Origin of the sequence: Pseudomonas sp. RC10-4-2 (genome assembly GCF_050433085.1) — a bacterium.
GTDB lineage: Bacteria > Pseudomonadota > Gammaproteobacteria > Pseudomonadales > Pseudomonadaceae > Pseudomonas > Pseudomonas aeruginosa.
The window spans coordinates 162,526-180,749 of sequence record NZ_JBNPXX010000001.1 but is presented as its reverse complement, the minus strand read 5'-3'; the positions used below and the strand labels follow the sequence as shown (position 1 = coordinate 180,749).

Genomic DNA, 18,224 nt, shown 5'->3' with positions numbered 1-18,224 from the left:
CGCCGCGCAGCGAAGTTCAGGCGTCCCGCGGATGGGGCCGCGCGGTGACCAGCCAGTCGTCGCCCACCGCGCGGATGTCGTCGATCCGCAACTGCGCCGCATCGGCCATCCGCGCCAGCGGCCAGTCGAGCAAAGGACGGGCGCTGGAGCCGAGGAACTTCGGCGCGACGAACAGCCGGTACTCATCCACCAGCCCCAGCCGGGCGAAGGCGCCGGCCAGACGCGGGCCGGCCTCCACCAGCACTTCGTTGGCGCCGCGCGCCGCCAGTTCCAGGAGCAGCTTGTGCAAATCGACGTGGCCCTCGGCGGAGGGCAGCGCCAGCAGTTCGTGGCCGGCGTCCTGGAAGCGTTCGCGCGCCGAGGCGGCGGCGCAGGTCGCCACCAGCGCCGGACCGGCCTGGTAGAACGCCGACTCCAGCGGCACCCGCAGGCGCCCGTCGACCAGCACCCGCAACGGCTGGCGAGCCGCGGCGAGCGCGGTAAGCTCGGCGTTCAGGCCCAGTTCGTCGGGGCGTACGTTGAGCCGCGCATCGTCCGCCAGCAGCGTATCGGCGCCGGACAACACCACGCTGGAGCGAGCGCGCAAGCGCTGCACCGCCGAACGCGCGGAGGGCCCGGTGATCCACTGGCTTTCCCCGCTGGCCATGGCGGTGCGCCCGTCCAGGCTCATCGCCAGCTTGACCCGGACGAACGGCAGGCCATGTTCCATGCGCTTGATGAAACCGATGTTGAGTTCCCGCGCCTCGGCCTCGAGGACGCCGCTCTGCACCGCGATGCCGGCCTGCATCAGACGCAGCAGGCCGCGACCGGCGACCTCGGGGTTGGGATCCTGCATCGCCGCGACCACCCGCGCCACCCCGGCGCCCACCAGCGCATCGGCGCACGGCGGGGTGCGGCCGAAGTGGCTGCAGGGCTCGAGGGTCACGTAGGCGGTGGCGCCGCGTGCATTCTCGCCGGCCTGGCGCAGGGCATGGACCTCGGCGTGCGGCTCGCCGGCGCGGACGTGCCAGCCCTCGCCGACCACCTGGCCGTCCTTGACCAGCACGCAGCCGACGCGCGGATTCGGATGGGTGGAGTACAGCCCCTGGCGCGCCAGTTCCAGGGCGCGGGCCATGTACAGCGGGTCGGCGGCGTTCATTCCTTGGCCGGCTCGCGGGCGAGGCGTTCGATCTCCTCGCGGAATTCGTTGAGGTCCTGGAAGCGCCGGTAGACCGAGGCGAAACGGATGTAGGCGACTTCGTCGAGCTTCTGCAGCTCGGCCATCACCAGTTCGCCCAGCACCCGCGACTTGATCTCGCGCTCGCCGGTGGCGCGCAACTGGTGCTTGATGTGGCCGATGGCCGCTTCCAGGCGCTCGACGCTGACCGGACGCTTCTCCAGGGCGCGCTGCATGCCGGCGCGCAGCTTGTCCTCGTCGAACGGCTGGCGGCTGCCGTCCTGCTTGATCAGGCGCGGCATGACCAGCTCGGCGGTCTCGAAGGTGGTGAAGCGTTCGCCGCAGGCCAGGCACTCGCGGCGCCGGCGCACCTGATCGCCCTCGGCGACCAGTCGCGAGTCAATCACTTTGGTGTCATGGGCACCGCAGAAGGGACAATGCATGGTGCTGATACAGGCGTAGCTGAAGGAAGCCGCATGGTAGCGCATCCGCGCCCGACCGAGCACCCGCAGAATCGACCGGCGCCGGCACGCTGGGAAAGGCGAGAGGAATCGGACGTTGCGGACTACGCGAAGCGCGACAAGAATCACACTTTGCGCTATACAAGCGCCGCCCGGATTCCACCGCTATGGAGCAGCCCATGACCCTGCGCCCGATCGCCCTGCTGGCCGTCCTTCTCCTCGCCGCTTGTTCCAGCGACAAGCCGAAGCCTGCGCCAACGCCGCAAGCTTCGCGCAGCGTGACCATGGTCGAGCCGGTGCTACCGGCCCACCTGCGCGAGCTGAGCGGAACGCTGAGCAGCATCCAGGGCAGCCTGCCACGCGGCAGCGAGGTGCAGATGGCACTGCTGGTGATCGACGAGCGCGACCGTCCACAGCGGCTGCTGGCCAGCGAGACGGTGCTGGCCACCGGCGAACTCATGCCCTTCCGCCTGCCGTTCAACCCCGAATCCTTCCCGCCGGCCGGTGGCGCGCTGCGCGTCGAACTGCACGCGCGGGTGATCCAGTCCGGCCAGTTGGCCTGGCGCCTGCATCCGTTGCGGATCGCCCAGCCGACCACCCAGTCCCTCGGCGAACTGCGCCTGGTACGCGCGCCGTGACGGCACCGCAAGCCCTGACCCAGGCGCTGGGCGAGCTGCTCGGCGACGCCCGGCTCAGCGCCACCGCGCTGCCCGGCACTGACCTGCGCCTGTGGCTGATCGACGCGCAGAACATGGACCGCCAGTTCAGCCCGGAGGAAACCCGCCGCATCCTCGAAGAGCCGCCGTACTGGTGCTTCTGCTGGGCCAGCGGGCTGGTCCTGGCGCGCTGGCTGGCGGCGCGCCCGCAGTGGGTCCGCGACAAGCGCGTGCTGGACTTCGGCAGCGGCTCCGGGGTGGCGGCGATCGCCGCGGCCCGCGCCGGCGCCGCCGAGGTGGTGGCTTGCGACCTGGATCCCCTGGCGCTGGCAGCGAGCCGGGCGAACGCCGAACTGAACGGAGTGGAGCTGAGCTATTCGGCGGACTTCTTCGCCGAGGACGATCGCTTCGACCTGATCCTGGTGGCCGACGTGCTCTACGACCGCGCCAACCTGCCGCTGCTCGACCAGTTCCTCAGCCGCGGCCGCCAGGCGCTGGTCGCCGACTCGCGGGTCCGTGACTTCCGTCATCCGCTGTACCGACGCCTGGACGTGCTCGAAGCCTGTACCTGGCCGGACCTCGCCGAGCCCGCCGAATTCCGCCTGGTCAGCCTGTATCACGCCGAACGCGGGCAAGCCTGAGGCACGGGCTTGTTTGCGCGCGGCGCGCCCCCACTTATAGTGGTCACCACCTTGCGTTTCCGAGAATCGACATGAGCGATACGCCCTACATCTTCGACGTCACCGGCGCCAACTTCGAGCAGCTGGTCATCGAGAACTCGTTCCACAAGCCGGTCCTGGTGGACTTCTGGGCCGACTGGTGCGCCCCGTGCAAGGCGCTGATGCCACTGCTGGCGCAGATCGCCGAGTCCTACCAGGGCGAATTGCTGCTGGCCAAGGTCAACTGCGACGTCGAGCAGGACATCGTGATGCGCTTCGGCATCCGCAGCCTGCCGACCGTGGTCCTGTTCAAGGATGGCCAGCCGGTCGACGGTTTCGCCGGCGCCCAGCCCGAATCGCAGATCCGCGCCCTGCTCGAACCCCATGTGAAAGCACCGGCGCTGCCCGACGAAGACCCGCTGGAAGTGGCCCAGGCGCTGTTCGCCGAAGGCCGCATCGGCGACGCCGAAGCGACCCTGAAAGCCCTGCTGGCGGAGAACAACGAGAACGCCGCGGCGCTGATCCTCTACGCCCGCTGCCTGGCCGAGCGCGGCGAACTGGAAGAGGCGCAGGCCATCCTCGACGCGGTGAAGAGCGACGAGCACAAGCAGGCCCTGGCCGGCGCCCGCGCGCAGCTGACCTTCCTGCGCCAGGCTGCCGACCTGCCCGACAGCGCAGAGCTGAAGAGCCGCCTGGCGGCCGATGCCGGCGACGACGAGGCAGCCTACCAGTTGGCCGTCCAGCAGCTCGCCCGGCAGCAGTACGAGGCGGCCCTGGACGGACTGCTCAAGCTGTTCCTGCGCAACCGCGGCTACCAGGACGACCTGCCGCGCAAGACCCTGGTGCAGGTCTTCGACCTGCTTGGCAACGACCACCCACTGGTCACCGCCTACCGCCGCAAGCTGTACCAGGCGCTCTACTGAGTCGCCGAGCCCCGTCCGCGGGGCTCAGTCCTCCAGCCAGACGAACACCTGGGTGCCGTCGACCACCTCGACCTTGACCCGGGCGTCGTGCCGCAGGCGCACCAGCAGTTGCTTGGCGGCGCCGGCATTACCGCTGAACCCCTCCAACTCCGCCAGCAACTGCGGCCCCTCGATCCGCCCGCTGCCGCGCAGCAGGTCCTGGGCGGTCTGCCATAGGCGATCCACCGGCGCTGCCGGCGCCGGCGCCCTGGCCGCCGCGACCTGCGGCTCGCCCAGCGGCGGCGGGGGCACGTGTTGCGCCAGCTGGCGCCAATCCTCGGCGTCCAGTTCCAGGGTCAGGTCCACCGGCCAGTCGCCGATGCTTCCGCGAATCCGCACCATCTCGTTTCTCCACAAGCGAATCGCGCCATGCTCCCACGTCGGCGCGTAGGGGCCAAATCGGCCAGGCTAGGCAGGCGGAAAAATTCGTTATAACGTAACAAACTCTTTTCCTTCCTTGCCGGAGTCCCGTTCATGCGCCCACTGCTGTTAGCCCTCGTCTTGCTGCCGTTCGCCGCCCAGGCCCATGACGACCACGACCATGACCACGCCCATGGCAGCCTGGGCAAGCACGAGCACGGCGTCGCCCAGTTGAACGTGGCGCTGGACGGCAAGACCCTCGAACTGGAGCTGGACAGCCCGGCGATGAACCTGGTCGGTTTCGAACACGCCGCCAGCACCGACGCGGACAAGGCCGCCGTGGCCAAGGCCCGCACGCAGCTGGAAAAACCGCTGGAGCTGTTCGCCCTGCCGGTCACCGCCGGCTGCTCGGTGGCCAGCCAGGAACTGCGGAGTCCGCTGTTCGGCGACAAGGCGCCGGCCCACGCGCACAAGGAGAAGGCAGGCCACGAACACGAACACGGTCATGCCGATATCCACGCCCATTACCAGCTCAGTTGCGAGAAGCCCGAGCTGCTCAAGCTGCTGACCCTCGCCGAGTTCTTCAAGCGCTTCCCCGCCACCCAGAAAATTCAGGTACAACTGATCGGTCCCGACGGCCAGAAAGGCGCCGACCTGGCTCCGGCCAGCGCCGAGCTGAAGCTGTAGGATCGTTCCGGAGGCGCCGCGAGGGATTCGGCGCGGCGCCCCTCCATCCATTCTCGAGGCTCCGGCGGAGCGTTCCGCCCCTACCCCCATGAGCGCACTGATCACCCTGACCAACCTCGGCTTCGCCTGGCCCGGCCAGGCGGAGTTGCTGGACATTCCCAGCTTCCATCTCGAACGCGGCGAGAGCCTGTTCCTCAAGGGGCCTTCCGGCAGCGGCAAGACCACCCTGCTCGGCCTCCTCGGCGGCGTGCAGAAGCCCGGCCGCGGCAGCATCCGCCTGCTCGGCGAGGACCTGGAAAAGCTGTCCGCCGCGCGCCGCGACCATTTCCGCGTCGACCACACCGGCTACATCTTCCAGCAGTTCAACCTGCTGCCATTCCTCTCGGTACGCGAGAACGTCGAGCTGCCCTGTCACTTTTCCGCGTTGCGCCGTCAGCGCGCCCGCGAACGCCACGGTAGCCCGGCGCAGGCCGCCAGCCATCTGCTCGGCCAGCTCGGCCTCGGCGGCGAACTGCACGAACGCCGCGCCGACAGCCTGTCCATCGGCCAGCAGCAGCGGGTCGCCGCCGCCCGCGCGCTGATCGGCCAGCCGGAGCTGGTGATCGCCGACGAGCCGACCTCGGCGCTCGACGCCGACAGCCGCGAGGCGTTTCTCCAGTTGCTCTTCGCCGAATGCCGCGAGGCCGGCGCCAGCCTGCTGTTCGTCAGCCACGACCAGAGCCTGGCCGGGCTGTTCGACCGCAGCCTGTCCCTTTCCGATCTCAACCGCGCCGCCCGGCCGGCAGGACTCTGAGCATGTATCTCTTCCGACTGGCACTGGCCAGCCTGGCCAACCGCCGCTTCACCGCCCTGCTGACGATCTTCGCCATCGCCCTCTCCGCCTGCCTGCTGCTGGCGGTGGAGCGGGTCCGCACCGAGGCCAAGGCCAGCTTCGCCAGTACCATCTCCGGAACCGACCTGATCGTCGGCGCGCGCTCCGGCTCGGTGAACCTGCTGCTCTACTCGGTATTCCGCATCGGCAACGCGACCAACAACATCCGCTGGGACAGCTACCGGCACTTCGCCGGAAACCCGCGGGTGAAGTGGGCGATCCCGATCTCCCTCGGCGACTCGCACCGCGGCTACCGGGTAATGGGTACCGATGCCGGCTATTTCGAGCACTACCGCTACGGCCGCGGCCAGGAACTGCAACTGGCCGAGGGCCGCGCCTTCGGCCAGGACCTGTTCGACGTGGTGCTCGGCGCCGAGGTGGCCGAAGCCCTGCACTACAGGCTCGGCGAGAAGATCGTGCTGGCCCATGGGGTGAGCACGGTGAGCCTGGTCAAGCACGACGACAAGCCGTTCACCGTGGTCGGCATCCTCCAGCGCACCGGTACCCCGGTGGACCGCACCCTGCACATATCCCTCGCCGGCATGGAGGCGCTGCACGTCGACTGGCGCAACGGGGTGCCGGCGATGGGCGCCGGGCGCGTCAGTGCCGAGCAGGCGCGGCACATGGACCTGCAACCACAGGCGATCACCGCGTTCCTGGTCGGCCTGAAGAGCAAGGTGGCGACCTTCGCCCTGCAACGCGAGGTCAACGACTATCCCGGCGAACCGCTGATGGCGATCCTCCCCGGTGTCGCCCTGCAGGAACTGTGGGGCCTGATGGGCACCGCCGAGAAGGCACTGTTCGTGGTCTCGCTGTTCGTCGTCCTCACCGGCCTGATCGGCATGCTCACGGCGATCCTCACCAGCCTCAACGAGCGCCGCCGGGAGATGGCCATCCTGCGCTCGGTGGGCGCGCGCCCCTGGCACATCTTCGGCCTGCTGCTGGCCGAGGCCTTCAGCCTGGCGCTGGCCGGCGTCGCCCTCGGCCTCGGCCTGCTCTACCTCGGCATCGCCGCCAGCCAGGGCTACGTCCAGGCCAACTACGGCATCTACCTGCCGCTGGCCTGGCCGAGCGACTATGAGTGGAGCCTGCTCGGGGCTATCCTGGCGGCCGCCGTGCTGATCGGCTGCGTGCCGGCCTGGCGCGCCTACCGCCAGTCCCTGGCCGATGGCCTGTCGATCCGCCTATGACCCGGAGATATTCCCCGATGCTGCGCTCCCTGACCGTCCTCCTGCTGGCTTTCGCCCTGCTCCTGGGCAGTGCCGTGGCGCGCGCCGCGCCGCGCGAACTGACCTGGTCGCAACTGATCCCGGCCGGCGCCCCGCCCGCCCCGGCGCCGCTGCCGATCCACGACCTCGCCAACGCCCTCAGCGAAGCCGGTCCGGCGGCCAGCCAGCAGAGCCCCAACGCCCCGGTGGTGAAGGCACTGGACGGCATCGAGGCCAAGCTGCCGGGCTACATCGTGCCGCTGGAAATCAGCGAGGCCGGGCTGGTCACCGAGTTCCTCCTGGTCCCCTACTACGGCGCCTGCATCCACGTACCGCCGCCGCCGTCGAACCAGATCGTCTACGTGAAGACCGCCAAGGGCGTGCAGATGGACGAGTTGTATCAGCCATTCTGGGTCGAGGGCACCTTCAAGGTGGAGAACGCCAGCAGCGAGCTGGCGGCGGCCGGCTACCGCATGCAGGCGAGCAAGGTGACGCCCTACGAGTACGAAGGTGGCTGAACGACATGCGACAATCCGCCGCGCCATTTACGTTGCGGCGGTCACATTTGCTCCTAGGATTGATTGAGCTGTGTCAAGGAAGGCAACTGTTAGCTGGCTGACCATTAGCAGCACCAACACTTTCTAATACAAGGAATGGAGCTCATCATGCGTAAGTCCTGGCTTACCGCTTCCCTGCTGGCCCTCACCGTCGCCTCCCCGTTCGCCGCTGCGGATATTCAAGGACACAAGGCCGGTGACTTCATCATCCGTGGCGGCTTCGCCACCGTCGATCCCGACGACAGCAGTTCCGACATCAAGCTGGACGGCGCCAAGCAGCGCGGTACCAAGGCGACTGTCGACAGCGACACCCAGCTCGGCCTGACCTTCACCTACATGTTCGCCGACAAGTGGGGCGTGGAACTGGTCGCCGCCACTCCGTTCAACCACCAGGTCGACGTCAAGGGCCTCGGCCCGGGCCTGGACGGCAAGCTGGCCGACATCAAGCAACTGCCGCCGACCCTGCTGCTCCAGTACTACCCCATGGGCGGTACCAACAGCGCCTTCCAGCCCTACGGCGGCCTGGGCGTGAACTACACCACCTTCTTCGACGAAGACCTGGCCAGCAACCGCAAGGCGCAGGGTTTCAGCAGCATGAAGCTGCAGGACTCCTGGGGCCTGGCCGGCGAACTGGGCTTCGACTACATGCTCAACGAGCACGCGCTGTTCAACATGGCCGTCTGGTACATGGACATCGACACCAAGGCCAGCATCAACGGCCCGAGCGCCCTGGGCGTGAACAAGACCAAGGTCGACGTGGACGTCGATCCGTGGGTCTACATGATCGGTTTCGGCTACAAGTTCTGAGTCGTAGACTGTCGCGGGGCTTGCGCCCCCAACGGGAAAAGGCGCCTTCGGGCGCCTTTTTTCATCCTGCGGAAACGGACCCCATGTACCTCTGGCTGAAGACCCTGCACATCACCTTCGCCCTCAGCAGCGCCGCCCTATTCGTCTGGCGCCTGGCCTGGAACTGGTCGGGGCGCAAGGCCAGCGGCATCCGCCGCTGGGGACCGCACCTGGTGGACACCCTGCTGCTGCTCAGCGCGCTCGGCCTGGTGCACCTGGCGATGCCCTGGCCGCTGCCGCTCTGGCTGCTGGCGAAGCTGGGACTGTTGCTGGGCTACATCGTCTGCGCGGCGTTCGCCCTGCGGATGGCGCGGGGCCCCGGCAAGGGCCTGCTCAGCGTCCTCAGCCTCACCCTGCTGGGCGGGATCTTCTACCTGGCGCTGAACAAGCCCTGGTGGTGATCAGCGTCCGAGCAGGCGCGCCAGGCCCACGCCCATCGGCGTCGGCTGGTCGAAGCGGAAACGCCGCAGCAGGCGCTCGTTGTTCGCCCGCGAATGCCTGATGTCACCGGCTCGCGCGTCGGCGTGGGTCACCGGCGGCAGGCCACCGAGCACCTGGCCGATCTCTGCCAGCAACTGCTTCAGGCTGATGCTGCGATTCAGGCCGACGTTCACCGCCCCGGGTTCCACCGCCGTCGCCTCCAGCGCCTGGACCAGGAAATCGACCAGGTCGGCGACGTAGATGAAGTCGCGGGTCTGCTCGCCGTCGCCGAACACGGTGATCGGCGTCCCCTTCAGGGCGCGCTCGGTGAATATGCTGATCACCCCGGAATAGGGCGAGGACGGGTCCTGGCGTGGCCCGTAGACGTTGAAGAAGCGGAAGATCGCCGGTTCCAGCCCATGCTGGCGGCGATAGAAATCGAGGTAGTACTCGCTGGCCAGCTTGTCCGACGCGTAGGGCGTCAGCGGCGACTTCGGGGTGTCTTCGTCGATCGCCGTGCCTTCGCCGTTCTGCCCGTAGACCGCTGCGCTGGAAGCGAACACCACGCGCTTCACGCCCTGCTCGCGCATCGCTTCGCAGAGGTTCAGGGTGGCGATGAAATTGCTCTGGTGGGTGGCGACCGGGTCGTCCACCGAGGCCTGTACCGAGGCGACCGCGGCCAGGTGGGCGACCGCCGCGCAGCCCTTCAGGGCGGCCGCCAGGGTCGCCGCGTCGGCGGCGTCGCCTTCGAGCAGCTCTATCCGTTCGTCGTCCAGGGGCAGGTTGTCGCGCTTGCCGGTGGACAGGTTGTCCAGCACACGCACGCGGTAGCCGCGCGCCAGCAGCGCGTCGGTCAGGTGGGAGCCGATGAAACCGGCGCCGCCGGTGATCAGGATGGGGCGTTCAAACATGCCTGTAGTACCTGTCCAATAGAGCCGGCAAACCTGCGCGCCAGGCGCGCGGCTTGATGCCGAAGGTGTGGAGGATCTTCTTGCAGACCATCACCGCGTGCTGCGGCTCGTCGAGCGCGTCCGGGCGCGCGGCATGGGCCTCCGCCGAAGGCTCCTGGATCAGGTTGGAGCGATAGGTACGCGCCTCGTTGAGGATCACCTGTCCCAGCGCCAGGGTGGTGGTCGCTTCCAGTCCGCCGTAGTGGTAGGTGCCCCACAGCGGCGCCTGGCAGTCGAGCTGCTTGAGCACCGAGAGCACCACCCGCGCGGCGTCGTCCACCGGCGTCGGGTTGCCGCGCCGGTCGTCGGCGAGGAACAGCGGCTGCGGTTGTTCGGCGCGGCTGAGGAAACGTCCCAGCAAGCCGTTCGGGCTTTCGTCCAGCAGCCAGCCGAAGCGGATCAGCACATGTCGCGGGCAGGCCGCGCGCACGCTCTGCTCCATGCGCCAGAGCGCCTGGCCACGCAGGCCCAGCGGAAGGGTCTCGTCCTTCTCGCTGTAGGCGGTGGCGCGGGCGCCGTCGAAGACCCGGTAGCTGGACGGCTGGACCAGCAGGATCTCGTAGTGCTGGCAGAGCTCCGCGAGGCGCTCGACGGCGCGCTCCTGGGCGCCCAGGCGCTCCGCCTCGACCTGCTCGGCCTGGAACCAGTCGTGGTAGAAGGCGAGGTTGATCACCGCGTCGGGGCGCGTTTCGTCCAGCAGGGTGGTGAGGCTGGCGGCATCCCAGCCCTGCTCGGGTGGTCTGGGCGCGAGGAAACCGATGTCTTCCTCCGCCCCTAGGCGGATCAGCGCCTGTCCAAGGGCATTACCGCCGCCCAAAAGCATCAGGCGCATTCGCATGGTGTAGGGGGGCACTCGAAATCTGATAGTGAATAGCGACGCGGCGCACGCCCCAAGGCAATGACATCCTGCGCCTCGCTGGCGACATGAAAGGTGCGGGCATCGGGTGCTGCTTGTCGCGGCAGGTACCCCGGACAGCGCCGCCGTTATTTTCATGCAACCTGACACGCCGCATTCTTGCTGTGCCTCCGGTGAAGCGTCAAGCATTCACCGGGCCAGCTCCGCCTGCGGCGCGGATCGGCGGGACGAATGGCAGCGCGCGGCGGCGTCAGGCCGGTAGCGCGCCGGCCCGATAGTCCTTGGGCGAAACCTCGAACTGCTTCTTGAACGCCCGGCTGAAATGCGCCGAGTCGCTGAAACCCCACTTGAAGGCGATGGAGGTGATCGATTCGCCGCGCAGCCGTGGGTTACCGAGGTCGGCGGCGCTGCGGCTGAGGCGCTGGCGGAGAATGTAGCGGCAGACGCTGTCGCCCTGCTCCTCGAACAACCGGTACAACTGGCGCACCGAGATGCGCAGGCGGCCGGCGAGCATGTCCGGACTCAGGCGCGGCTCCTGCAGGGATTGCTCGATCAGACGCTCCGCGTGCCGGCGCAGACTGTAGCCATAGAGCCCGGCCAGCGGTCCCTCCAATTCCTCGCCGGCGTGCTGTAGCGCCGGCCCGAGCAGGGCGATCAGCGCCTCCTGCAACGCCCCGCCCTCGTCCGCCACCGCCCACGGCTGCAGTTCTCCGGCGCACACCTGCTGCACCAGCAGGCTCAGCAGGCGACCGCTGGCGCAGTTCGGCGAGAGTTTGCCGAAGGCCCGCTGGCTGGGTGGCAGGTGCCGGCATACCTCTTCGCGGGAGAGATGGAACGAGGTGTGTTCGATGAGTCCGTGGGGAATGATCTCGCAGCCGCCCGCGGAGTCCATCAGCGCCATTTCCCCTGGCGCCAGCTCTATGCTGTCCCCACCCTGGCGCAGTTGCGCATGGCCGCTGCGCTGGACGACCAGGAAGCAGTGGCGGTCGTCGTCATGATCGGCATGGGTGGCCTGGCGGGCGATGCGCCCTGCGTTGGTGCGGATCTGCGCCAACTCCAGACCGCCGAGGTCCTGCCGCGAGATATCGCCGATGAACAGCGTCCGGTTCAGCGCGGGTTGCGATTCGAAGCGCCCGCAGACCTGGCGCAACGCCTGGTTCCAGGCTTCGAAGCTGTTGTGTGCGGAAGACAGGGTATGCACCGGGCACCTCCTGACGGCAACGGCCATCGTTATTGTTGTATGGCGCGGCAATTACCGAGCCACGCAGCGCTGCCGTTATGATTAACATGTTATCGATATACCCACAAGCTAGCGCAAATGGACCGGCGGATACGCATCCGGGAGAGCCGGCAAGGGCCGTTCAGGCGGGAGAAAGCAGGCGCTGCAATTGGGCGAAGGCGCCCAGCAGGGCCAGGCGCTGCTCGGCGACCAGAGGGATGTAGCGGCGATAGGCGGGGAAGCGGTTGACCACCTCGCACGCCCCCAGGTGTTCCAGGCTCACGGTCCAGCCCCTGTCGTCGCGGCAGAGGCGCAAGCTCCGGAAGTCCAGCGGCATGAGCTGCTCCAGCAAGGCCCGGTCGCCCCCCTGCAAGGCCTCCCGCAACGGCTCGAGCCCGCTCCCGCTGCGTACCTTGCAAAGGATGCCGCGACGCCGCAAACAACCGGCGTGACGCAGCTCCAGGCTGGCCGGCGGCCCCCCGGGCGCCGCCACGAACAGGCTGAACTCGGTGCTGACGATATGCATGAACAGGTGCGCCTGGACCCGCTCGCGAACCTCGAGGCTCAGCTCTTTCGTACGCAGCAACAGCCTGCCGTCCTGCGCCTCGCCGTCGCACGCAGCCAGGTTGCGCCGCACCAGGGCCAGGGTGGCTCCGGGGCGATAGGCGGCTGGCCGCCAGTCGCGCCAGTGACGCTCATACCAGCGCGCCCAGGCGGACATGCGCCCTCTCCCGCTGCTGCTGGTCCTCTTCGGCGAATTCCTTCTCCAGCACCTCTTCCACCGCCAGCGGACGGAACGGATTCACCCGCTGTACGCACAGGGTCCAGAACAGGGCGTAGGCGGCCGCCAGGCCGAGCATCAGGGCGAACGGCAGGTAGATGTCGGCGGGATTCATCCCCGGCGGCGTGATGTAGAACATCCCCAGCAGGATTCCGACGCTGGAGAATAGCTGCGGCAACGGGAACAGCGGCGAGCGGTAGGCGCGCGGCAGGTCCGGGCGACGGATGCGCAGCAGCACCACGGAGAGGGTCACCAGCAGGTAGGCGGTGCCCCAGGCGCAGACCGCAGCCAGGACCAGGTGGATGATCCCTTCGCTGTCGCCGCCCAGCCACCAGGCGTGCAGGCAGGGAATCGCCGCTGCCACGGCGATGCACAGCAACGGTGTCTTGAAGCGCGGGTGCAGGTAGGTGAAGGCCTTCGGCAAGGCGCCATCCAGCGCCATCCCGTAGAGAATCCGCGGCAGGCCGGCCATCAGGGTGTTGATGGTGGCGGCCCCGGCGAACAGCAGGCCCACGCCCAGCCAGATGCGTCCGAACGGTCCCATCACCTGCTCGGCGAATCGCGGGATCGCCATCGGCGTCTCCAGCAGGTGCAGGCCGCCGCCGAGGTCGAGGTTTTCCACCTGCCGGCGCATCGCCGCGCCATAGAGGAACATGCAGCAGGCCACCCCGATCAACCCCAGGGCCATCGCCCGCGGCAGGGTCCGCGAAGCGTGGCGCACCTCCGGCGCCAGCGGCGTGACGAATTCGCAACCGACGAACATGAACATCGCCATGCCCACCAGCGACAGCAGGGTCGGCAGGTCGTCGCCGACCATCGAGGCCCCGAACCAGCCCTGCAACTCCACCGCGGGCAGGCGCAACAGGCCGGCCACGGCGAAGATCATCAGGGTGCTCCACATGCCGAAGGTGAGGATCACTTCGGCGCGACCGAAGGCGGTGATCCCCAGCGCATTCAGCAGGCCGAAGCAGAGCACCATGCCGACGCCCACCAGCCAGGCGCCGCCGCCCGGCTCGGTGAGGGTATTCAGCGACTCGAAGTTGACCAGCGCCATGGTGCCGCTGAGCATGGTCTCGGCGGTGCCGGCGAACACATGGACGATCAGGTAGGCCGACAGCGTGCCGGTGATCGCGAAGAAGCGCCCGAGGCCGCACGACAGGTAGTCGTAGACCGAGCCACGGGTCGGCAGCAGGCAGGCGGCCTCGGCGAAGGTGGTGGACTGCGCCAGCATCAGCAGCAGCGCCACCAGCATCGCCACGGCGAAGGTTCCGCCGCCCAGGCCGAAGCCGGTGGTGGCGGTGAGGATCACCGGGCTGGCCATGATCAACCCGACCGAACTGGCCAGGGCGGTGGGGAAACCAACCCGCCCGCGGAGCAGGTGCTGGGTGAGTCTGGAGTTGGACATCGACGTATCCTCGACGGCAGCGTTGCTGTTGTTGTTCTTGCGTCAGGCCCTGCGGGACGCGCCGGCGTCCCGTACGCTCCGCCGGCAGGCGAGGCGTGTCGAACAAAAGGCTGCCGCGGAGGGCAGCGAAAGAGCCGAACGAATCGGCTCCCCCCGATTCATCGATATCAGTAGGCGATGCACACCGACTTGTTCTCGGTGTACGCCTCGATCGCCGCATGGCCCATCTCGCGTCCGATGCCGGACTGCTTGAAGCCGCCGAACGGCATCGACGGGTCGAGCAGGTTGTGGGCGTTCACCCATACCGTGCCGGCCTTGATCCTGGGTACCAGGTCCATGACCTGGCGCAGGTCGTTGGACCAGATGCTCGCACCGAGCCCGTAGATGCTGTCGTTGGCCAGGCGCACCGCTTCGTCGAGATCGTCGAAGGGCGTCGCCACCAGCACCGGCCCGAAGATTTCCTCGCGCACCACCTGCATCCCCGGGGTGACGTCGGCAAGGATCGTCGGCTGCACGTAGAACCCCGTCTCGCCCTGGCGCGCCCCACCGCAGACCACGCTGGCGCCCTCGGCCACCCCGCTTTCGATCATCCCCAGCACCCGCTCCTGCTGCCTGGCCGAGACCAGCGGGTTGATCTGCGTGGTCGGATCCAGGCCGGGGCCGATGCTCAGGTCGCCGGCGATGGCCGCCAGGCGCTCCAGCACCTGGTCGAAACGCTTGCGCTGCACATAGAGGCGCGAGCCAGCGGTGCAGACCTGCCCCTGGTTGAAGAAGATCGCGCCGGCGGAACCGGCGGCAGCCATGTCCAGGCTGGTGTCATCGAGGATGATCACCGGGGATTTGCCGCCGAGTTCGAGGGAAAAACGCGTCATGTTCTCCACCGCCGCATGCCCGATCAGCTTGCCCACCGGGGTCGAGCCGGTGAACGCCAGCTTGTCGATGCCCGGGTGCGCCGCCAGTGCCGCGCCGGCCTCGGCGCCCGTGCCGGTGACGATGTTCACCACTCCTGGCGGAATCCCCGCCTCCAGGCACAACTGGCCGAGGCGCAGGGCGGTCAGCGGGGTTTCGTCGGCCGGCTTGAGGACCACGGTGCAGCCGCAGGCCAGGGCCGGGACGATCTTCCAGATCGCCATCAGCAGGGGGAAATTCCACGGCACGATGGCTCCGACCACGCCCACCGGCTCCGGCACCGTGTAGGCCCGGTAGCGCGCGCCTGGGACCGCGGCGATCGACAGGTCGAGGCTGCGACCCTCGATCTTGGTCGCCCAGCCGGCCATGTAGCGGATGAACTCCACCGAGGCGCCGACCTCCAGGGCCCGCGACAGGTTGATCGACTTGCCGTTGTTCAGGGTTTCCAACTGCGCCAGTTGCTCGCCATGCGCCTCGACCCGTTCCGCCAGTCGCAGCAGCAGGCGCTCGCGATCGGCCGGGCGCTGGCCTGCCCAGCTGCCTTCGAACGCGCGCCGCGCGGCAGCGACTGCCCGGTCGACGTCTTCGGCGCCGGCGCGGGCCACGCGAGCCAGCTCGGCGCCGGTCGCCGGGTCGTACAGCGGCATGTCGGCGCCGGAACGCGCCGGCCCGGACTCACCGTCGATCAGCAGGCCATGGGGACTGCGCAAGAAGGCGCTGACGGACGGGTCGATGGCAATACTCATGTGTGCTCCTCGGCTTGGCGACGGCGCTGCGTCGTGCATGCGCCTACTACCCGGGAATACTCTGGACCCGCCGCTCCCCCGCTCGCTTGCTCCAGCCTGCCGGGTTTCTTGCCGCTGCCTGCCAAGCCAGGCAGAGAAAGACAAGACGGCACGCCGGGGCATGGACATTCTGCCCGACAGGCGGGACAGTGGACGTACCGCCGCCTCGTCCCACGGGAGCCCCGCGCCATGTCTTCGACCCTGTCGCCCGACCTCGGCCTGCGCTGCATGCAGGCCTTCACCCAGGTGGTGCCGGCCAGCCTGTGCGTGTTCTATCGCATCGACGAGGACTGTCGCGCACACGACTTCCAGCTCCTGCGGATGCCGGCCGGCATGCACCGCGACTACCTGCGCCACTACCGCGACTACGATCCGCTGCAGCCGCGCCACTGCCTGGCCAGCGCTTCGCCGGTAGTGCCGCTGCGCCAGGGCATCGCCCGCCAGCCCGCGAAGGACAGCGCGCTGTACCAGGGCTTCCTGCGACGCCACGGGATCTGCGACGTGGTCGAGGTGCTGGCGCATGCGCATCAGCGTCCGGTCGCGGCCCTGTCGTTGCTGCGCGACGCCCGCCTAGGGGCCTTCTCCGACCAGGAGCTGCGACAGTTGCGCGCCCTGCATGGCCTGATGGAGCTGGCGGCGCAGGCATGCGCCACGCCAACGGCCAGCGCCGAGCGCCTGCAAGGCCTGACACCGAGGGAACGGGAGATCGCCCTGCTGCTGCGCGACGGCGTCAGCAACAAATGCCTGGCGCAGTGCCTCGGACTCGGCCTGCCGACGGTGAAGACCCACCTGCTCAACCTGTTCCGCAAGACCGGCGCGCGCAGCCGCACCGAGCTGGTGAAGCGACTCTTCCTCTAGCCGCGCGCGGCCTGGGGGCTGCGCGCCTCCAGCCAGAAGAGGAACTGCCGCACCGCCAGCGGCTTGCCGCTCTCGTGCAGGCCGCGCAGGCGCTCGCGGTGGCGCCTGAAGGAAAAACCGGGAAATACCCAGGGCAGGTTCAACAGGTACCAGGCCAGGGCGCCGACATCGGCGAAGTGCAACACCTCCCAACCTTCGCCGCCTGCCACCGGCGGCAACTCCGCGGCCTCCAGCTGGGCCCGGGCGAAACCCAGGTTCCAGTGCGGCGCCTCCGGCGTCGGCGCCGGTTCGCCGAGCAACGCATAGAACTCGCGGTTGAAGTCGCCGGCCACCTGCTGGGTGAGGAAACAGCCGCCGGGCGCCAGCACCCGCCGGACCTCCGATGGCAGATAGGACTCGTGGCGGTTGCCGACCAGGTCGAAGGTGCCATCGGCGAACGGCAACGCCCCGCCGCCATCGCCCTCCCGGCCCTGGCGATGGTTGTCCGGCGCGCCCTCCACCTCGACCACGCGGATGCCCAGGGGCTCCAGGCGCCCCCGGGCAATCTCCAGGTTGGGCGCCCAGCCCTCGGTAGCCACGGTGAGCGGCGGACGATACGGCAGCCGGCTCAACCATTCGCCGCCGCCGGTGCCCATGTCCAGCAGGCTGGCGGCGGCCCGGCAGCGCTCCAGCATGCGCCCCGGGAAATCCCATGGCGGCGGTTCCAGGCGGATGCGTCCGCCATAGTCGTATTCCCAGCCGCGCATCGGTGTGCGGCCGGCTTCCACCAGCAGCGCGTCGAATTCGTCGCCCGTCGCCATTTCGCCGTTCTCCCAGAGACCGCCCGCTACCATCCCCGAGTCTCCTCGCCAAGGCAAGCCCATGGAGAATGTAAAGCTTGCTTGACAAAGAAGAGCATCCCGGCCAATGTAAAGCCCCCTTTACATGGACGGTTCAACCATGACCCACAAACGTTTCTTCCTCGAACTGCTTCTCGCGCTGGTCGGCTATGCCGCTGCCGTTCTGATCAGCGGCCAGTCGCTGGCGGGCACGGAACCGGGCGCCGGCCGGGTCTTCCTCGCCCTGCTGCCGGTGCCACCGATGGTCGCCCTGGCGCTGGTGGTGATCCGTTACCTGCGGCGCCTCGACGAAATGGCCCGGCGCATCCATCTCGAAGCCCTCGCCCTGGCCTTCGTCGGCACCGCCCTGCTCACCTTCGCCTACGGTTTCCTCGAAACCACCGGCTTTCCGAAACTCTCGATGTTCTTCGTCTGGCCCCTGATGGGCGCGTTCTGGGTCATCGGCTGCGTCCTGGGACTGAGGCGCTACGCATGAGGAACCGCGTTCGCGAGTTGCGCGCGGAGCGCGGTTGGTCACAGGCGGAGCTGGCCGGAAAGCTGGAGGTATCGCGGCAGACGGTGAACGCCATCGAAACCGGCCGCTACGATCCAAGCCTGCCCTTGGCGTTCAAGCTCGCCCGGGTGTTCGGACTGGCCATAGAAGCGATCTTCGACGACCGGGAAGGCCAGCTGGACTGAGTCCGGTCCCGCTTCCGAAAACTTCCGGGGCGCCCCTGGCGACCCCGGCGGCAAGCCCCCCTTACCCTGTACCAAATGGCAGTTGCCGCATTTCCCCTCGG

General features: G+C 68.5%; 22 protein-coding genes. 12 read left to right on the top strand and 10 right to left on the bottom strand.

The annotated features are described in order from the left end of the window. Nucleotides 1-16: 16 nt before the first annotated feature. Together ribD and nrdR are read right to left on the bottom strand one after the other, a co-directional pair. Entirely contained in the window at nucleotides 17-1,138 is a 1,122-nt protein-coding gene (gene ribD / locus FHW81_RS00810) for a bifunctional diaminohydroxyphosphoribosylaminopyrimidine deaminase/5-amino-6-(5-phosphoribosylamino)uracil reductase RibD (RefSeq protein ID WP_003107179.1), read from the bottom strand. Then, nucleotides 1,135-1,599: a transcriptional regulator NrdR gene (gene nrdR, locus FHW81_RS00805; protein ID WP_003107181.1), complete on the bottom strand. Its 465-nt coding sequence runs from the start codon at nucleotides 1,597-1,599 to the stop codon at nucleotides 1,135-1,137. The genes ribD and nrdR overlap by 4 nt, the downstream gene beginning before the upstream one ends. Nucleotides 1,600-1,784: 185 nt before the next feature. Between nrdR and FHW81_RS00800 the strand changes: the two genes are divergently transcribed. The 3 genes from FHW81_RS00800 to trxA all read left to right on the top strand — a co-directional run bounded on the left by FHW81_RS00800 (nucleotide 1,785) and on the right by trxA (nucleotide 3,855). Then, entirely contained in the window at nucleotides 1,785-2,255 is a 471-nt protein-coding gene (locus FHW81_RS00800) for a YbaY family lipoprotein (RefSeq protein WP_003113050.1), read from the top strand. Continuing rightward, on the top strand, nucleotides 2,252-2,914 hold the full coding sequence (locus tag FHW81_RS00795; protein WP_003113049.1) for a class I SAM-dependent methyltransferase: 663 nt from the start codon (nucleotides 2,252-2,254) through the stop codon (nucleotides 2,912-2,914). The genes FHW81_RS00800 and FHW81_RS00795 overlap by 4 nt, the downstream gene beginning before the upstream one ends. A 71-nt stretch (nucleotides 2,915-2,985) precedes the next feature. Continuing rightward, nucleotides 2,986-3,855, top strand: coding sequence for a thioredoxin (gene trxA / locus FHW81_RS00790; protein WP_003105274.1), 870 nt, complete (start codon nucleotides 2,986-2,988; stop codon nucleotides 3,853-3,855). Nucleotides 3,856-3,879: 24 nt separating this feature from the next. Here the strand turns inward: trxA and FHW81_RS00785 are convergent, their stop codons facing one another. Beyond that, entirely contained in the window at nucleotides 3,880-4,236 is a 357-nt protein-coding gene (locus tag FHW81_RS00785; RefSeq protein ID WP_003105273.1) for a hypothetical protein, read from the bottom strand. Nucleotides 4,237-4,368: 132 nt separating this feature from the next. On the opposite strand from FHW81_RS00785, the gene FHW81_RS00780 reads away from it, so the two are divergent. The 6 genes from FHW81_RS00780 to FHW81_RS00755 all read left to right on the top strand — a co-directional run bounded on the left by FHW81_RS00780 (nucleotide 4,369) and on the right by FHW81_RS00755 (nucleotide 8,824). Next, a complete protein-coding gene (locus FHW81_RS00780; protein ID WP_010793424.1) occupies nucleotides 4,369-4,941 on the top strand; it encodes a DUF2796 domain-containing protein in 573 nt (190 codons plus the stop codon). A gap of 88 nt (nucleotides 4,942-5,029) precedes the next feature. Further along, nucleotides 5,030-5,734, top strand: coding sequence for an ABC transporter ATP-binding protein (locus tag FHW81_RS00775; protein ID WP_003093325.1), 705 nt, complete (start codon nucleotides 5,030-5,032; stop codon nucleotides 5,732-5,734). 2 nt (nucleotides 5,735-5,736) lie between these two features. Further along, entirely contained in the window at nucleotides 5,737-7,002 is a 1,266-nt protein-coding gene (locus FHW81_RS00770) for an ABC transporter permease (RefSeq protein ID WP_003105268.1), read from the top strand. A 17-nt stretch (nucleotides 7,003-7,019) separates the two neighbouring features. Continuing rightward, nucleotides 7,020-7,538 carry a DUF3299 domain-containing protein gene (locus FHW81_RS00765; protein ID WP_003105266.1) on the top strand — a complete coding sequence of 173 codons (519 nt, stop codon included), beginning with the start codon at nucleotides 7,020-7,022 and terminating at the stop codon, nucleotides 7,536-7,538. Nucleotides 7,539-7,685: 147 nt separating this feature from the next. Further along, nucleotides 7,686-8,384 carry an outer membrane protein OprG gene (oprG, locus tag FHW81_RS00760; RefSeq protein ID WP_003093337.1) on the top strand — a complete coding sequence of 233 codons (699 nt, stop codon included), beginning with the start codon at nucleotides 7,686-7,688 and terminating at the stop codon, nucleotides 8,382-8,384. 83 nt (nucleotides 8,385-8,467) lie between these two features. Then, nucleotides 8,468-8,824, top strand: coding sequence for a SirB2 family protein (locus FHW81_RS00755; protein ID WP_003093338.1), 357 nt, complete (start codon nucleotides 8,468-8,470; stop codon nucleotides 8,822-8,824). Here the strand turns inward: FHW81_RS00755 and FHW81_RS00750 are convergent, their stop codons facing one another. The 6 genes from FHW81_RS00750 to FHW81_RS00725 all read right to left on the bottom strand — a co-directional run bounded on the left by FHW81_RS00750 (nucleotide 8,825) and on the right by FHW81_RS00725 (nucleotide 15,709). After that, entirely contained in the window at nucleotides 8,825-9,754 is a 930-nt protein-coding gene (locus tag FHW81_RS00750; protein ID WP_023114685.1) for an NAD-dependent epimerase/dehydratase family protein, read from the bottom strand. Further along, a complete protein-coding gene (locus FHW81_RS00745; RefSeq protein ID WP_003113045.1) occupies nucleotides 9,747-10,631 on the bottom strand; it encodes a dTDP-4-dehydrorhamnose reductase in 885 nt (294 codons plus the stop codon). Before FHW81_RS00745 ends, FHW81_RS00750 begins: the two co-directional genes overlap by 8 nt. A 268-nt stretch (nucleotides 10,632-10,899) precedes the next feature. Further along, nucleotides 10,900-11,850 (bottom strand): transcriptional regulator FeaR, encoded by a 951-nt coding sequence (gene feaR, locus FHW81_RS00740; protein ID WP_003105262.1) that lies wholly within the window; start codon nucleotides 11,848-11,850, stop codon nucleotides 10,900-10,902. Between the two features lie 160 nt (nucleotides 11,851-12,010). After that, nucleotides 12,011-12,589, bottom strand: coding sequence for a DUF3156 family protein (locus tag FHW81_RS00735; protein ID WP_003132379.1), 579 nt, complete (start codon nucleotides 12,587-12,589; stop codon nucleotides 12,011-12,013). Beyond that, complete coding sequence (locus tag FHW81_RS00730; RefSeq protein WP_126895574.1) at nucleotides 12,564-14,054, bottom strand: APC family permease; 1,491 nt, start codon at nucleotides 14,052-14,054, stop codon at nucleotides 12,564-12,566. Before FHW81_RS00730 ends, FHW81_RS00735 begins: the two co-directional genes overlap by 26 nt. A gap of 167 nt (nucleotides 14,055-14,221) precedes the next feature. Beyond that, nucleotides 14,222-15,709 carry an aldehyde dehydrogenase family protein gene (locus FHW81_RS00725; protein ID WP_003159318.1) on the bottom strand — a complete coding sequence of 496 codons (1,488 nt, stop codon included), beginning with the start codon at nucleotides 15,707-15,709 and terminating at the stop codon, nucleotides 14,222-14,224. 228 nt (nucleotides 15,710-15,937) lie between these two features. On the opposite strand from FHW81_RS00725, the gene FHW81_RS00720 reads away from it, so the two are divergent. Beyond that, complete coding sequence (locus FHW81_RS00720) at nucleotides 15,938-16,606, top strand: helix-turn-helix transcriptional regulator (RefSeq protein WP_023120203.1); 669 nt, start codon at nucleotides 15,938-15,940, stop codon at nucleotides 16,604-16,606. Here the strand turns inward: FHW81_RS00720 and FHW81_RS00715 are convergent. Further along, entirely contained in the window at nucleotides 16,603-17,439 is an 837-nt protein-coding gene (locus tag FHW81_RS00715; RefSeq protein WP_003132375.1) for a class I SAM-dependent methyltransferase, read from the bottom strand. The genes FHW81_RS00720 and FHW81_RS00715 overlap by 4 nt on opposite strands. A gap of 106 nt (nucleotides 17,440-17,545) precedes the next feature. Here FHW81_RS00715 and FHW81_RS00710 point away from each other — a divergent pair, with 106 nt between their 5' ends. Both FHW81_RS00710 and FHW81_RS00705 read left to right on the top strand, forming a co-directional pair. Continuing rightward, nucleotides 17,546-17,920 carry a hypothetical protein gene (locus FHW81_RS00710; RefSeq protein ID WP_023130925.1) on the top strand — a complete coding sequence of 125 codons (375 nt, stop codon included), beginning with the start codon at nucleotides 17,546-17,548 and terminating at the stop codon, nucleotides 17,918-17,920. Beyond that, complete coding sequence (locus FHW81_RS00705) at nucleotides 17,917-18,123, top strand: helix-turn-helix transcriptional regulator (RefSeq protein WP_003093358.1); 207 nt, start codon at nucleotides 17,917-17,919, stop codon at nucleotides 18,121-18,123. The genes FHW81_RS00710 and FHW81_RS00705 overlap by 4 nt, the downstream gene beginning before the upstream one ends. Nucleotides 18,124-18,224: the final 101 nt, after the last annotated feature.

What these genes read in the sequence shown, in the direction of transcription:
- FHW81_RS00780 (WP_010793424.1), top strand. Translation starts at nt 4,369, where the DNA reads ATGCGCCCACTGCTGTTAGCCCTCGTCTTGCTGCCGTTCGCCGCCCAG.
- FHW81_RS00775 (WP_003093325.1), top strand. Translation starts at nt 5,030, where the DNA reads ATGAGCGCACTGATCACCCTGACCAACCTCGGCTTCGCCTGGCCCGGC.
- FHW81_RS00705 (WP_003093358.1), top strand. Translation starts at nt 17,917, where the DNA reads ATGAGGAACCGCGTTCGCGAGTTGCGCGCGGAGCGCGGTTGGTCACAG.
- FHW81_RS00720 (WP_023120203.1), top strand. Translation starts at nt 15,938, where the DNA reads ATGTCTTCGACCCTGTCGCCCGACCTCGGCCTGCGCTGCATGCAGGCC.
- FHW81_RS00770 (WP_003105268.1), top strand. Translation starts at nt 5,737, where the DNA reads ATGTATCTCTTCCGACTGGCACTGGCCAGCCTGGCCAACCGCCGCTTC.
- FHW81_RS00730 (WP_126895574.1), bottom strand. Translation starts at nt 14,054, where the DNA reads ATGTCCAACTCCAGACTCACCCAGCACCTGCTCCGCGGGCGGGTTGGT.
- trxA (WP_003105274.1), top strand. Translation starts at nt 2,986, where the DNA reads ATGAGCGATACGCCCTACATCTTCGACGTCACCGGCGCCAACTTCGAG.
- FHW81_RS00750 (WP_023114685.1), bottom strand. Translation starts at nt 9,754, where the DNA reads ATGTTTGAACGCCCCATCCTGATCACCGGCGGCGCCGGTTTCATCGGC.
- FHW81_RS00755 (WP_003093338.1), top strand. Translation starts at nt 8,468, where the DNA reads ATGTACCTCTGGCTGAAGACCCTGCACATCACCTTCGCCCTCAGCAGC.
- FHW81_RS00735 (WP_003132379.1), bottom strand. Translation starts at nt 12,589, where the DNA reads ATGTCCGCCTGGGCGCGCTGGTATGAGCGTCACTGGCGCGACTGGCGG.
- FHW81_RS00765 (WP_003105266.1), top strand. Translation starts at nt 7,020, where the DNA reads ATGCTGCGCTCCCTGACCGTCCTCCTGCTGGCTTTCGCCCTGCTCCTG.
- FHW81_RS00710 (WP_023130925.1), top strand. Translation starts at nt 17,546, where the DNA reads ATGACCCACAAACGTTTCTTCCTCGAACTGCTTCTCGCGCTGGTCGGC.
- FHW81_RS00725 (WP_003159318.1), bottom strand. Translation starts at nt 15,709, where the DNA reads ATGAGTATTGCCATCGACCCGTCCGTCAGCGCCTTCTTGCGCAGTCCC.
- FHW81_RS00800 (WP_003113050.1), top strand. Translation starts at nt 1,785, where the DNA reads ATGGAGCAGCCCATGACCCTGCGCCCGATCGCCCTGCTGGCCGTCCTT.
- nrdR (WP_003107181.1), bottom strand. Translation starts at nt 1,599, where the DNA reads ATGCATTGTCCCTTCTGCGGTGCCCATGACACCAAAGTGATTGACTCG.
- FHW81_RS00785 (WP_003105273.1), bottom strand. Translation starts at nt 4,236, where the DNA reads ATGGTGCGGATTCGCGGAAGCATCGGCGACTGGCCGGTGGACCTGACC.
- FHW81_RS00745 (WP_003113045.1), bottom strand. Translation starts at nt 10,631, where the DNA reads ATGCGAATGCGCCTGATGCTTTTGGGCGGCGGTAATGCCCTTGGACAG.
- ribD (WP_003107179.1), bottom strand. Translation starts at nt 1,138, where the DNA reads ATGAACGCCGCCGACCCGCTGTACATGGCCCGCGCCCTGGAACTGGCG.
- oprG (WP_003093337.1), top strand. Translation starts at nt 7,686, where the DNA reads ATGCGTAAGTCCTGGCTTACCGCTTCCCTGCTGGCCCTCACCGTCGCC.
- FHW81_RS00715 (WP_003132375.1), bottom strand. Translation starts at nt 17,439, where the DNA reads ATGGTAGCGGGCGGTCTCTGGGAGAACGGCGAAATGGCGACGGGCGAC.